The sequence below is a fragment of the Vibrio sp. Vb1729 genome, assembly GCF_033338655.1.
Classification (GTDB): domain Bacteria; phylum Pseudomonadota; class Gammaproteobacteria; order Enterobacterales; family Vibrionaceae; genus Vibrio; species Vibrio alginolyticus.
On the sequence record NZ_JAWOTB010000014.1, the window covers coordinates 1 to 13176 of the forward strand.

Here is a 13176-nt window from a genome sequence, read left to right on the forward strand (position 1 = left end):
GGAGCGACACACGAGGTTCGAACTCGTGACCTCAACCTTGGCAAGGTTGCGCTCTACCAACTGAGCTAGTGTCGCATCAACAACGTTTCCGCTGTTTAGGGCTGCGAATTATAAGAGCATTTTTTTGTGATGCAAGTCCTTCCTTCAAAAAAACTTTATTTTTTTACTGAACGACGAAAAAGCAATCAAAAGCGATATAAATTACAACAATTTGGATCGCAACCTTAACAGTTAAATCTTGAAAATAGTACCTCGATAGTACTTAAGTTCTGCGATGGACTCACGAATGTCGTCCAAGGCCAAATGTGTTCCCTGTTTTGTGAACCCATTTAGCACCTCAGGTTGCCAGCGACGTGCTAGTTCTTTAAGAGTACTAACGTCAACATATCGGTAATGGAAGAACTCTTCCAACTCAGGCATATGCTTGTATAAAAAGCGGCGATCCTGCCCAATGCTGTTACCACATATTGGCGACGCCCCTTTTGGCACCCATTTTTCTAAAAATTCAATGGTTTGTGCGACTGCGTCTTGTTCTGAGATTTGACTGTTTCGAACGCGCTCCACCAAACCGCTTGCCGTATGCGTATTAGTACACCAGTCGTCCATTTTCGCCAGTTCTTCTTCCGGCTGATGAATCGCTAACACTGGACCTTCAGCCAAAATATTTAGTTCGCTATCCGTGACAATAGAAGCAATTTCGATGATTTTGTGCGTTTCAGGATCAAGCCCTGTCATCTCTAAATCAACCCAAATTAGGTTTTGATCGCTAAAGGACATGGTTACGCCGCCTATTTGTTTATCGATAAAAGAGGTACTATACCTCAAAATACGAGAAACACGATACTCATACACGGAGCCAAGAGTACGGCTCAACCATTTGAGTAAATTCACATAAAGTACAGAATTGTGGCAAAGAAGAAAAAGTTAACCAAAGGTCAGGTGCGACGCGTACGTAGCAACCAACAAAAGCGTTTGAAGAAGCAAGAAGATTCCATCCAGTGGGATGAAAACATGCTAGGCGCCAGCAAGCAAGGTCTCGTGATCACTCGTTTTGGTCAGCACGCGGACATTGAAGACCTTGAAACAGGCGAAATTCAACGCTGTAACCTCCGCCGTGGTATTGAGTCTCTAGTATCTGGCGATCGTGTTTTATGGCGCGAAGGATTGGAGTCTATGGCGGGCATCTCTGGTGTTGTTGAAGCGGTAGAACCTCGCTCTTCAGTGCTCACTCGTCCAGATTATTACGATGGTCTAAAACCCGTTGCAGCCAATATTGATCAAATGGTCATTGTCTCTTCGGTATTACCAGAGCTATCGCTAAATATTATTGACCGCTATCTCGTTGCATCAGAAACACTGAATATTGCGCCATTGTTGGTCTTAAATAAGGTCGACCTTCTAGAAGCCGATGACCGTGCAATGTATGAAGAATGGCTCAAAGAATATGAACGTATTGGCTATAAAGTGCTTCTGGTCAGCAAGAAGTCTGGAGAAGGCATTGCTGAACTAGAAACCCTACTGCGTGATCGAATTAACATCTTTGTTGGTCAATCAGGCGTAGGGAAATCCAGCTTAGTCAATGCGTTAATGCCGGAACTAGAGAGCGAAGTGGAAGAAGGCGAAGTCTCTGAGAACTCTGGCTTGGGCCAACACACCACGACGGCTGCACGTTTATACCACATTCCAACGGGTGGCGATTTGATCGACTCACCTGGAGTACGTGAATTTGGTCTTTGGCATTTGGAAGCAGAAGAAGTAACAAAAGCATTCGTTGAATTTCGACCATATTTAGGCGGTTGCAAGTTCCGAGATTGTAAACACAATGATGACCCAGGCTGCCTTCTACGCGAAGCTGTCGAGAACGGGGAAATTAACGAAACTCGCTTTGAAAACTATCATCGCATTTTGGAAAGCATGGTTGAAAACAAAGCAAATCGTCAGTATTCACGTAATAAAAAAGCCGATCTGTAATTGAGTTAAGGCTGTAACTGTGTAAAAAGTCTTCACCTAATACTGACAAGCAAATTAAATTTCAGTAACATCACGCGCCCTAAAGCGCGAATCTAACAGAAGTATCGGAATTAAAGATGGACAAGTTTAAAGTTGGACTGCAGTACTGGATCCCACAACACGGCCTCACTCGCCTAATGGGTAAACTGGCTTCAGCAAAAGCTGGCGGTCTAACAACAGCAGTTATTCGTTGGTTTATCAAACAATACAATGTGAATATGGATGAGGCAAAGCACTCAGATCCTAAGCATTTTAAAACGTTCAACGAGTTTTTCGTTCGTGAGCTAAAAGAAGGCGCACGCCCAATTTCTGAAGGCGAAAACGTCATCACTCATCCAGCCGACGCTTGTGTTAGCCAGTTTGGCCCTATTGAAGATGGTCAACTTATCCAAGCAAAAGGTCATCACTTCTCAGCACAAGAATTGCTGGGCGGTGACGCGAATTTAGCTGACGAATTTAAAGATGGTTCTTTTGCAACATTGTACCTATCTCCGCGCGATTACCACCGTGTACACATGCCATGTGACGGCACTCTGCGCCAAATGATTTACGTACCAGGTGACCTGTTCTCAGTAAACCCTCTGACAGCAGAAAACGTACCGAACCTATTTGCACGTAACGAGCGTGTGGTGTGTATCTTCGATACTGAGTTTGGTCCAATGGCACAGGTGCTTGTTGGTGCGACAATTGTTGGTAGCATTGAGCAAGTATGGGCTGGCACGATCACTCCGCCTCGTGGAAACACTGTCTACAAATGGGATTACCCAGCAGAGGGTGACAAGGCCGTGATCTTGAAAAAAGGCGAAGAGATGGGCCGCTTCAAACTGGGTTCTACTGTTATTAACCTGTTTGCCAAAGACGCGATTGAGTTTGACGCAAGCATGGAAAACGGTAAGCCAACCGTTATGGGCACACCTTACGCCTTGAAAAAATAAGCAAAACTCCGTTAAAGAGCCCTTTATTAAGGGCTCTTTTTATTGATAAAAAGCAAAACTCCGTTCGAAATTTAGCCTCTATTTCTCAAACTCATACCTGCCTCTAAGACCCTCATTCCACAATCAATTATCCTGCGCTTAGAATGAATATTTAGAGGGGCAGCCAATGCCAAAGATGAGTGTAAACACGTTGGCGAAATTGCTGGTGTGCTTTTTAATTCCGCTTGGTGTTTTGATGATGCCGATCGATGCTATTCCTATTGACGATCTCACTTTAATTCAGCATCGCCTGTTGGCTATTTTTCTTCTTGCTGCCCTACTTTGGGTTCTCGAGCCGGTTCCCGTTTTTGCTACGTCCATTTTTATTATCGCTCTTGAACTGATCATGATATCGGATAAAGGTTTGCATCTATTTCGCAATCCACCAGCGGGGCATGATTTAGGAGAGTTAATTGCTTACACCGATATTTTCTCGGCCTTCTCTTCACCGATCATTATTCTTTTTATGGGTGGTTTTGCTCTCGCGATTGCGGCTTCCAAATACGAGCTCGACAACAACCTCGCCCGAGTACTATTAAAACCATTCGGCACCCAACCTAAGTTCATCATGCTGGGCTTGATGTTAATTACCGCCGTTTTTTCAATGTTTATGTCCAATACTGCCACGACCGTGATGATGCTAGCCCTGCTTGGCCCCATCGTCGCTTCAGCACCTAAAGGGGATTTAGGGATTAAAGCGCTGGTGCTGTGCATTCCAATTGCCGCGAATACAGGCGGCATTGCGACTCCGATAGGCACGCCACCTAATGCGATAGCGCTTCAATATCTCACTGGGGAAAACGCGATAGACTTCCTATCGTGGATGACAATGGGTCTACCATTTGTGTTGGTACAACTCACTGTAGCTTGGTTCTTGTTGCAAAAGCTGTTTCCGTCTAGCGAACCAGAAATGAAACTAAAGCTAGATGGTACATTCAAAAGGAGCTGGCGCGCGATCGTCGTCTACATCACTTTTGCACTAACCATTGTGCTTTGGATGACGACAAAAGTGCACGGCATGAACACGTATGTTGTTGCGATTATCCCGCTTGCGGTCTTCACCTTAACGGGCATTATGGGCAAAGAAGAACTCAAGCTGATTAACTGGGATGTTTTATGGCTAGTTGCCGGTGGTATAGCAATTGGCATTGCCTTAGACAAAACGGGCTTAGCCGAAGCATTAGCGCACGCCATTGATTACAGCCTGCTATCACCATTTGCCGTTGTTTTAGCCCTATCAGTAGTGTGTTGGTTAATGGCGAACTTTATGTCTAATACCGCAACAGCAAACTTATTGATGCCTATTGCTGCCGCTATTGGTACATCCATGCCAAGCCTTATTGCGGTTGGTGGCCTACAAGGTTTACTTGTTGTCGTCGCCTTCTCCGCATCACTTGGCATGATCTTACCGGTTTCCACACCACCAAACTCTTTGGCTTATTCAACAGGCCTCATCGAGAGCAAAGACATGGCGAAAGTGGGGCTGATTCTTGGTTTGATTGGTCTACTTATCGTGTATGGCGCAGTTTTGGTACTGTTTTAATCGAAGAGCTCCATGAAAAAGCGTGTTGTCATGGAGCTGCTCTCCAGCTACTGCCCTTACAGAGCGGCTTTTACATCCCATAAATTTCGTGCATATTAAGACTCCTCTACTCTACAAGGACGTCGACACATCATGGGTTACGAATGGCTTGCTTTATGCTCCGCTTTTCTGTGGGCAGTTTCTAGCCTAATTTCGGTCATTCCTGCACAACACCTAGGCGCATTTTCTTACAGCCGCTGGCGTATGGGCTGCACAGCCGTGATCTTATCAACAATGGCCTGGATAACTGGCGGCTGGTTAACGGTTTCTTGGGAACATGTAACGCCAATGATGGCCTCAGGACTGATTGGTATTTTTATTGGCGATACCGCTCTATTCGCGTGTTTGAATCGTATGGGGCCAAGACAAGCCGGGTTACTCTTCTCTTGCCACGCCGTGTTCTCTGCCATCTTGGGCTACTTCTTATTTAGCGAAGTCATGACCACAATAGAACTACTGGGCGCATCATTGGTATTTAGCGGCGTGGTGATGGCGATATTCTTTGGCCGAAGAGGTCAAGTGAATAACGTCTTGGAAGACATTAAAGGTAACATCTGGGTGGGTATTGGACTTGGCTTAACCGCAGCAATGTGCCAAGCATTGGGCGGCATCATCGCCAAGCCAGTAATGCAAACCAGTATTGACCCAGTTGCGGCTTCTGCTATTCGAATGATCAGTGCCTTTTTCGCCCACAGCATGTTGTTAATTCTAGGAGTCAAAGTCGCTCGCTCGACGCAACACATTACTTGGCGCATATTTGGTATTACTGCGCTTAATGGTTTCTTGGCGATGGCCGTCGGCATGACGCTAATCTTATACGCACTGCAAGAAGGAAATGTAGGTATGGTTGCACTTCTATCTTCAACCACGCCAATTATGTTGCTACCACTGCTCTGGATTTACACTAAACGCCGACCAAACCGATTTGCATGGTTGGGCGCAGCCCTAGCTGTGATTGGTGCGGGCATTTTGGTTCAGTAACCTTACAGACCAGCCCTTATTGCCAGATACAAAAAAGCCCGAGTTTAAACTCGGGCTTTTGTCATTCGGAGCCGTTAGTTAATTATTTATTTAACTAATACTTCACCCGTCATTTCTGCTGGGATTTCTAGACCAGCTAGAGAAAGCATGGTTGGTGCAAGGTCAGACAGTTTACCGCCTTCTTTGAATTCAACCGCTTTGTCACCTACATAGATTAGAGGCACTGGTAGGTTAGTGTGAGCAGTGTGGATGCCGCCAGTTTCAGGGTCGATCATCATTTCCGCGTTACCGTGGTCCGCAGTGATCAATAGTTGACCGCCAACTTCTTTGATTGCTTCAACCACTTTACCCACGCTTTCATCTAGAGCTTCGATTGCTTTCTCAGCCGCTTCATAAACGCCAGTGTGACCAACCATATCTGCGTTCGGGTAGTTACAGATGATGGTATCGAACTTACCAGACTTGATAGCCGCAACCATCTTCTCTGTTAGTTCTGGAGAGCTCATTTCAGGCTGCATGTCGTACGTTGCAACTTTTGGTGAAGCAACCAATTGACGCTCTTCGCCTTCGAATTCGTTCTCAACACCACCGTTGAAGAAGAAAGTCACGTGTGCGTATTTCTCTGTTTCAGAGATACGTAGCTGAGTTTGACCTTGTTTAGATAGCCACTCACCGTAAGTGTTTTCTAGAGACGCAGGTGGGAATGCGATAGCTAGAGGGATATCAGCCGCGTATTGAGTCAGCATCACAAAGTTAATTGCTGGGAATGCTGCACGCTCAAAACCGTCAAATGCAGGAACGAATGCACGAGTGATTTGACGTGCACGGTCAGCACGGTAGTTCATGAAGATAACCGCATCGCCATCTTGCATGATTGCGTCTTCTTGACCTTCTGCTTTGATAGCTGTTGCTTTAACGAATTCGTCGTTTTCTTCACGAGCGTAAGCCGCTTCTAGACCTGCAACTGCCGTTTCTGCTGTGAACTCAGCTTTAGCTTGAGTTAGAAGATCGTAAGCAACTTGGACGCGATCCCAGTTGTTGTCACGGTCCATTGCGTAGTAACGACCTACTAGAGAAGCAACGCGGCCTTTACCTAGTTTCGCAAATAGGTCTTGGAAACGTTGTAGTGAGTTTTCAGCACTACGTGGTGGTGTGTCACGGCCGTCTAGGAAGCAGTGTAGGTAGATTTTCTCTGCGCCACGCGCCGCTGCCATTTCAACTGCTGCGTAAATGTGGTCTTCGTGAGAGTGAACACCGCCTGGAGACATCAGGCCCATGATGTGTACTGCTTTTTCAGCTTTCACAGCAGAGTCGATTGCTTCAACTAGCGCAGGCGTTTGTTCGAACTCACCATCAGCAATTGATTTAGTGATACGAGTCAGGTCTTGGTATACAACGCGGCCTGCACCAATGTTAGTGTGACCAACTTCAGAGTTACCCATTTGACCATCAGGAAGGCCAACATCCATGCCTGAAGCAGAGATTAATGTGTGTGGGTTATTCGCAATCAGAGCATCCATTACTGGTGTTTTCGCATTCGCAATTGCGTTACTTGCTGTGTCTTCACGGTAACCGTAACCGTCAAGGATAACTAGAGCCAATGGCTTCTTAGCTGACATAGTGATGACCTCATCAAATTTAAGTAACTTTTGGCGTAGGGCCTCGCTGCCCTATCTAACCTTGAAACAAAACTAGCGTAATTTTACTACACTTTTTAACCAAAACTGTAGGTTAAGATCAAATAATGTTTGCGATTTATTGTTGCTATCTTACAAGTTAAGCGAACAACGAGTCAGTGCCGACAATCGTGTTCCACAAGCATAGTCATTTCTAATACGCTTTGTACACCCCAGTCTAAGTTCGGTTTTCTTACGCTTCTCATTCTTATTTTTGCACTTGAAACAGCGCTAATTTAAAGCAACATCAAACAAGATGGGTTAATACCTATTGTTCTCTTTTCTCAGTAAAACAGAAGTCACTTAAACCGATAAGTCCAATAGGCAAAAACAATCAAGCTACCAGAGCAAAATGTACGGATAGTAAGGGCATAACGGGTTTATAGAGATCTCAATTATTCGTTAGAAAATTTTAACCCTCTCGCCTAAGAGCCGTAACCTCGCTATACTCCTGCTTTATTTTTCCGCCAACAGCGTAAGAGCTCAAGACATGCAAGAGTACATTGAATTTTTCCAACAGAACATGATTCTATCTTTGGTTTGGGTAGGTCTTCTTGTCGCCTTTATCATGAACATCGTGAAGTCAGCGACAGCCGCATACAAAGAAATCAACGTAAACCAACTGACTCATCTTATGAACCGTGAAAACGGCGTTGTAGTGGATATCCGAACCAAAGACGAGTTCAAAAAAGGTCATATCACCGACTCACTTCACATTTTACCGTCAGACATCAAAGCGGGTAACTTGGGTAGCCTTGAAAACCACAAATCAGACCCAATCATTGTGGTATGTAAGACAGGACAGACCGCTCAAGAAAGCGCAAACCTACTAGTAAAAGCAGGCTTCGAAAACGTGAGCCTACTAAAAAATGGTTTGATTGCGTGGAACGAAGCGAACCTGCCGTTAGTTCGCGGTAAGAAGTAGGAACGTGGCAAGAACGAAAGTTCGCGTTTAAACGCGCTTTTACCAAGCCTCGCGGACAAAAAACTGAGCAAATTGAAAGCAGTTGGAGCACTAAGTTGTGACGCTTTGCACGTAATACACGCTTCATCTAGTCAAGGTAGATTGGCTCAGTTAGTCTCAGGACATACCAGTTTTCTGAGCTTAGACGTTTCTAAGCTCAACAAATATTGATTTAAGGATTAAAAAATGGCTGAAGCAGCACCTCAAGACGCACAACAAAACTTCGCAATTCAACGCATCTTCCTAAAAGACGTTTCTTTTGAAGCGCCGAACTCTCCAGTAATTTTCCAGAAAGAGTGGAACCCAGACGTTAAACTAGACCTAGACACTCAAAGCCGTGAGCTTGGTGAAGGCGTTTACGAAGTTGTTCTACGCCTAACCGTTACTGTGAAGAACGAAGAAGAGACTGCGTTCCTATGTGAAGTTCAACAAGGTGGTATCTTCACTGCTGAACAAATGGAAGCTGGTCAACTTGCACATTGCCTAGGCGCATTCTGCCCGAACATCCTATTCCCATACGCTCGTGAAACTATCTCAAGCCTAGTCGTTAAAGGTACGTTCCCTCAACTGAACCTAGCGCCAGTAAACTTTGACGCGCTATTCATGAACTACCTACAACAGCAAGCTCAACAAGGCGAAGCTGAAGCGTAATTCACGTTTTATAAGTGACGAATAGCCACAGTGCTGACGTCACCGAATCAAATAAAATGCACAGAGCGTCTACCATCCGATGCAATGTGCATTTTTTATTTCTGACAAAAGTTCCTAGTTCCTAATCGCCAGAAGGCGTAAAATTTGACGATTAGGAACTAGATTCTACTAGTAGCAAGACAATTAGGCGGTAGCATGACACAAGCAAATACAAACAATGCTTACGGTAAAGACATCGCAATGACTGTGATTGGCGCAGGCTCATACGGCACCTCTTTGGCGATCTCACTCGCTCGTAACGGCGCGAACGTTGTCCTTTGGGGACACGAGCCAGAGCACATGGCTCGCCTAGAAGCAGACCGAGCTAACCATGCCTTCTTACCAGGTGTTGATTTCCCTGAAAGCTTGATCATTGAATCGGATTTAGAAAAAGCCGTTCAAGCAAGCCGAGATTTGTTGGTTGTGGTTCCAAGCCATGTCTTTGGCATCGTGCTAAACAGCTGTAAACCATTCTTGCGCGAAGACTCTCGCATCTGTTGGGCAACCAAAGGGCTTGAACCTGAAACGGGGCGCCTGCTGAAAGACGTCGCTTATGACATTATCGGTGAAAACTACTCACTAGCAGTATTGTCTGGCCCAACGTTTGCGAAAGAGCTCGCAATGGGTATGCCGACTGCAATCTCTGTTGCGTCTCCAGATTCTGAATTTGTTGCGGATCTACAAGAAAAAATCCACTGTAGCAAAACCTTCCGCGTATACGCCAATAGTGACTTTATTGGTATGCAATTGGGCGGCGCTGTGAAAAACGTTATTGCGATTGGTGCAGGTATGTCTGATGGTATCGGTTTTGGCGCCAACGCCCGTACTGCATTAATTACTCGTGGCTTGGCTGAAATGAGTCGCCTTGGTGCTGCGCTGGGTGCACAGCCAGAAACCTTTATGGGCATGGCGGGTTTAGGCGATCTTGTCCTGACATGTACCGATAACCAATCACGTAACCGACGCTTTGGCTTGGCATTAGGCCAAGGTAAAGACGTTGATACGGCTCAAGAAGAAATTGGTCAAGTGGTTGAGGGTTACCGCAATACAAAAGAAGTATGGCTACTTTCTCAACGTATGGGTGTTGAGATGCCGATAGTTGATCAAATTTATCAAGTATTGTATCAAGGAAAAGATGCGCGCTTAGCAGCGCAAGATTTACTTGCTCGTGACAAAAAAGCCGAAGGAAAGTAGCAATCTACCGCCCTTTGCAGCTCATCTGAGAAAAATTGAAGTTGTCGGGTCACGGAAGAACCACTCTGGATATTGAGAATGAAACACTGCGAAAAACAAAAAGTCTGGAACAAAATTGTCTCAGAAGCCCGTGAAATGTCAGAACAAGAGCCTATGCTGGCGAGCTTCTATCATGCCACCATTATCAAGCATGAAAGTTTGTGTGCCGCTCTGAGTTATATTCTGGCTAATAAATTGAACACCGCTTCCATGCCAGCGATGGCTGTACGTGAAGTGGTTGAAGAAGCCTTTGCAGCTGATCCAACCATCACTGACGGCGCGGCTTGTGATATTTGTGCCACGGTCAATCGCGACCCTGCTGTTTCAATGTACTCAATGCCATTGCTGTACCTAAAAGGCTATCACGCACTGCAAGGCTACCGAGTAGCAAACTGGCTGTGGAAGCAAGGTCGTCACGCTCTTGCGACTTACCTACAAAATCAGATTTCGGTAGCATGTCAGGTCGATATTCACCCTGCAGCACGCATTGGTAGTGGTATCATGCTCGACCATGCAACAGGCATCGTGATTGGTGAAACTGCCGTGGTCGAAAACGACGTGTCTATACTGCAAGATGTCACCCTTGGTGGTACTGGTAAAGAATGCGGTGATCGTCACCCGAAAATTCGCGAAGGCGTAATGATCGGAGCTGGTGCAAAGATTCTTGGCAATATCGAAGTCGGTGAAGGCGCGAAAATCGGATCTTGCTCTGTGGTATTGCAAGCCGTGCCTCCTCACACAACGGTGGCTGGCGTGCCTGCAAAAATCGTCGGACGTCCAAAAACGGACAAACCCTCTCTCGATATGGATCAAGGCTTTAACGGCAAGTCGCAAAGCTTTATCCATGGAGATGGTATTTAATCGTCAACAAACCTTTTTGACAACAACGTGGTAGGTAACTCTCAAGTGCGAAAACAAAATCACCCTGTTCTACGCTCGGCTATTTTATTAACTTGTGCTTTATCTGCCACTTATCCCATTACCTCCTCTGCTGTGAGTCAGCAAGAGCTCAAAGGCGTATCCAGTGAGATAAGCCGTCAGCGCAAATCGCTCTCTTCCCAAGAAAAGCAGCTCAATGAGTTACAGAAATCACTAAAAGATCAAGAGCTTGGTATTTCTAAGCTTGAGCGTGAAATACGACAAACCAAGTCTAACCTCGCACAAGCAGACAAAAACATAGAAAACCTGGAAGAGAAAATTGCCTTGCAAGAAGCACAGCGTCAAGAGCAAGAAGAAGAACTCAAACAGCTGCTGCAAACGTATTACGTAACCGAGCGAGCGAAGGCCAATGGTCACTTGTTAAATCAAGGTGTGGAAGAAGACCGCATGAGCCAATACTTCCAGCATTTAGCTAAAGCACGTGCTGAAGTGATTGATGCGATCACCAAAATAACCCAAGAATTAGCGCACAACAAAAACCAGCTCGAGCTAGAAAAAGAGCAAATCGAGACTCTGCTCAAGCAGCAATCCGAAAAACGTACAGCGCTAGCGAGTACACAATCCAAGCGTAAGCAAACCCTGAATAAAATTCAGAGCAGTATCAAGAATGACAAACGCTACTTAGCCGAGCTGCAACGCAACGAAACCCGTTTAAAAGCAGAGATCGCCAAAGCAGCGAAGCGTAATGCGGTGCCAATGGACGGACTCGGCAAACAGCGCGGTAAGTTGCCTTGGCCACTCAAAGGCAGTGTGTTACACAACTTTGGTACGCGACAAACCGGGCAGGTAAACTGGAAGGGCATGGTGCTGTCTGCCAACTATGGTCAACAAGTGAAAGCCGTTTATCCTGGTACTGTCGTATTTGCTGAGTATCTGCGCGGATACGGTTTAGTGGTACTGCTCGACCACGGAAAAGGTGACATGACCCTCTATGGTTACAACCAAGCGTTAACTAAAAAAGAAGGCGATCGAGTCACCGCAGGCGAAGTGATTGCTCTCGCGGGTGATACGGGCGGTCAAGACAGGCCATCGCTGTACTTCGAAATTCGTCGTAATAGTGAAGCGCAGAATCCGAAATCTTGGTTAAAGCGCTGATTATCTGACTTATTGACTTGTCATAAAAAAGGAGCCACTCGGCTCCTTTGTTGTATTCATGTTTTGGAAAATGCTATGCGTAGTAGGTTTCTACCGCATCAATAAAAGCATGCACATCATCTTTGCTTAACGCGTTGATTCCTGCCGCCGCCTCTCGCCCCCCACCTGTCGGGAACTGACCACACACGGCAACGGCACCTTGTTTATTGTTTAATGGGGCGCGGAGTGAAACCGTATAAGTACCATCTGCATTTTCAGTAAGTACCGCATGCGCAGAGTCAGGGGTTTGGTTTGCTAGCCAGTTGCCATAAACACCACTGATTCGGCGTGATGCCGCCGTGTTTGGTAACTCAAACAACTTCAGCTTACCACTCTCATGCATGGCAGGCACTGCGAGAGCCGCCTCCATGTCTTGTTGGTAAGCCGATTGCAATTGGTAGTATGGCGAGGCCGTATCTTCAATAGCTTCAAATGGTGACGTGTACTTCAGCAAAGCTCGGTACAGCTCCGCAGGGTGAAAGTGTAAATCTTCGACCTTCGATCCGTAGCCGTTGTAGTTAATTAAAGTACCCAGCTCTTTTAGCTGCTCTTTCTGTTGCTGCAACAAGCCCGCGTTATTCGCTAACTCATCGGCTTTAGCAATCATGTTATCGCCATAAGCCGCCGTAATCGCCCAGTCATGAAAACGCCCATCAAGCAACTTATCGACAATCAACGCCGTGCACATGTTGGCATCGAGATCGATGTGCGCATCCAAATTACCATGCTGAGGAATGTCGCCCGCTTTGTGATGATCGGCGTAAAAGACGTGCGCGCCTTGAGCCAAAGCTTGCTCTAGACCTGCCATGTTCTTTTCCATCGAAATGTCTAACACAGTCAGCTCATCACCCGCTTGCACGTCTACTTTTTCCACCAGCTTGATGTCGCGCTTTACACCGGTTATTAACTGGGCATCGACAGGATCAGCCAAACGCAATTGTAGAAGAGCAATGATGCCATCAGCATCACCATTAAAAATGTCGTAATTCATGG

12 protein-coding genes and 1 tRNA gene are annotated in these 13176 nt (G+C 46.0%); 9 read left to right on the plus strand and 4 right to left on the minus strand.

The window, feature by feature from the left end; genetic code table 11:
* Nucleotides 1-2: 2 nt before the first annotated feature.
* Together R7E29_RS09180 and orn are read right to left on the minus strand one after the other, a co-directional pair.
* A tRNA-Gly gene (locus R7E29_RS09180) sits at nt 3-75 on the minus strand.
* 156 nt (nt 76-231) lie between these two features.
* Complete coding sequence (gene orn, locus R7E29_RS09185; RefSeq protein WP_017635574.1) at nt 232-777, minus strand: oligoribonuclease; 546 nt, start codon at nt 775-777, stop codon at nt 232-234.
* A gap of 129 nt (nt 778-906) precedes the next feature.
* Here orn and rsgA point away from each other — a divergent pair, with 129 nt between their 5' ends.
* The 4 genes from rsgA to R7E29_RS09205 all read left to right on the plus strand — a co-directional run bounded on the left by rsgA (nt 907) and on the right by R7E29_RS09205 (nt 5547).
* Entirely contained in the window at nt 907-1971 is a 1065-nt protein-coding gene (gene rsgA / locus R7E29_RS09190; RefSeq protein WP_005386419.1) for a small ribosomal subunit biogenesis GTPase RsgA, read from the plus strand.
* Nucleotides 1972-2087: 116 nt separating this feature from the next.
* Nucleotides 2088-2945, plus strand: coding sequence for an archaetidylserine decarboxylase (gene asd, locus R7E29_RS09195; RefSeq protein WP_005381465.1), 858 nt, complete (start codon nt 2088-2090; stop codon nt 2943-2945).
* 166 nt (nt 2946-3111) lie between these two features.
* Nucleotides 3112-4527, plus strand: a complete 1416-nt coding sequence (locus R7E29_RS09200) for an SLC13 family permease (protein ID WP_132937282.1) — start codon at nt 3112-3114, stop codon at nt 4525-4527.
* Between the two features lie 132 nt (nt 4528-4659).
* Nucleotides 4660-5547 (plus strand): DMT family transporter, encoded by an 888-nt coding sequence (locus tag R7E29_RS09205; protein ID WP_132937283.1) that lies wholly within the window; start codon nt 4660-4662, stop codon nt 5545-5547.
* An 86-nt stretch (nt 5548-5633) separates the two neighbouring features.
* Here R7E29_RS09205 and gpmM read toward each other — a convergent pair whose 3' ends face one another.
* Entirely contained in the window at nt 5634-7166 is a 1533-nt protein-coding gene (gene gpmM, locus R7E29_RS09210) for a 2,3-bisphosphoglycerate-independent phosphoglycerate mutase (protein WP_132937284.1), read from the minus strand.
* A gap of 547 nt (nt 7167-7713) precedes the next feature.
* Between gpmM and R7E29_RS09215 the strand changes: the two genes are divergently transcribed.
* The 5 genes from R7E29_RS09215 (at nt 7714) to R7E29_RS09235 (ending at nt 12144) form a co-directional block, all read left to right on the plus strand.
* Nucleotides 7714-8148, plus strand: a complete 435-nt coding sequence (locus R7E29_RS09215) for a rhodanese-like domain-containing protein (RefSeq protein WP_005386415.1) — start codon at nt 7714-7716, stop codon at nt 8146-8148.
* A 225-nt stretch (nt 8149-8373) separates the two neighbouring features.
* Nucleotides 8374-8838, plus strand: coding sequence for a protein-export chaperone SecB (secB, locus tag R7E29_RS09220; RefSeq protein ID WP_005386410.1), 465 nt, complete (start codon nt 8374-8376; stop codon nt 8836-8838).
* 195 nt (nt 8839-9033) lie between these two features.
* A complete protein-coding gene (gpsA, locus tag R7E29_RS09225) occupies nt 9034-10071 on the plus strand; it encodes an NAD(P)H-dependent glycerol-3-phosphate dehydrogenase (protein WP_005381474.1) in 1038 nt (345 codons plus the stop codon).
* Between the two features lie 78 nt (nt 10072-10149).
* Nucleotides 10150-10971, plus strand: coding sequence for a serine O-acetyltransferase (cysE, locus tag R7E29_RS09230; protein ID WP_005381475.1), 822 nt, complete (start codon nt 10150-10152; stop codon nt 10969-10971).
* A 27-nt stretch (nt 10972-10998) separates the two neighbouring features.
* A complete protein-coding gene (locus tag R7E29_RS09235; protein ID WP_005381476.1) occupies nt 10999-12144 on the plus strand; it encodes a murein hydrolase activator EnvC family protein in 1146 nt (381 codons plus the stop codon).
* A gap of 73 nt (nt 12145-12217) precedes the next feature.
* Here the strand turns inward: R7E29_RS09235 and R7E29_RS09240 are convergent, their stop codons facing one another.
* Nucleotides 12218-13174 carry a DHH family phosphoesterase gene (locus R7E29_RS09240; RefSeq protein ID WP_182039315.1) on the minus strand — a complete coding sequence of 319 codons (957 nt, stop codon included), beginning with the start codon at nt 13172-13174 and terminating at the stop codon, nt 12218-12220.
* Nucleotides 13175-13176 lie beyond the last annotated feature (2 nt).

What these genes read in the sequence shown, in the direction of transcription:
- orn (WP_017635574.1), bottom strand. Translation starts at nt 777, where the DNA reads ATGTCCTTTAGCGATCAAAACCTAATTTGGGTTGATTTAGAGATGACA.
- asd (WP_005381465.1), top strand. Translation starts at nt 2,088, where the DNA reads ATGGACAAGTTTAAAGTTGGACTGCAGTACTGGATCCCACAACACGGC.
- R7E29_RS09200 (WP_132937282.1), top strand. Translation starts at nt 3,112, where the DNA reads ATGCCAAAGATGAGTGTAAACACGTTGGCGAAATTGCTGGTGTGCTTT.
- R7E29_RS09205 (WP_132937283.1), top strand. Translation starts at nt 4,660, where the DNA reads ATGGGTTACGAATGGCTTGCTTTATGCTCCGCTTTTCTGTGGGCAGTT.
- gpmM (WP_132937284.1), bottom strand. Translation starts at nt 7,166, where the DNA reads ATGTCAGCTAAGAAGCCATTGGCTCTAGTTATCCTTGACGGTTACGGT.
- R7E29_RS09215 (WP_005386415.1), top strand. Translation starts at nt 7,714, where the DNA reads ATGCAAGAGTACATTGAATTTTTCCAACAGAACATGATTCTATCTTTG.
- secB (WP_005386410.1), top strand. Translation starts at nt 8,374, where the DNA reads ATGGCTGAAGCAGCACCTCAAGACGCACAACAAAACTTCGCAATTCAA.
- gpsA (WP_005381474.1), top strand. Translation starts at nt 9,034, where the DNA reads ATGACACAAGCAAATACAAACAATGCTTACGGTAAAGACATCGCAATG.
- cysE (WP_005381475.1), top strand. Translation starts at nt 10,150, where the DNA reads ATGAAACACTGCGAAAAACAAAAAGTCTGGAACAAAATTGTCTCAGAA.
- R7E29_RS09240 (WP_182039315.1), bottom strand. Translation starts at nt 13,174, where the DNA reads ATGAATTACGACATTTTTAATGGTGATGCTGATGGCATCATTGCTCTT.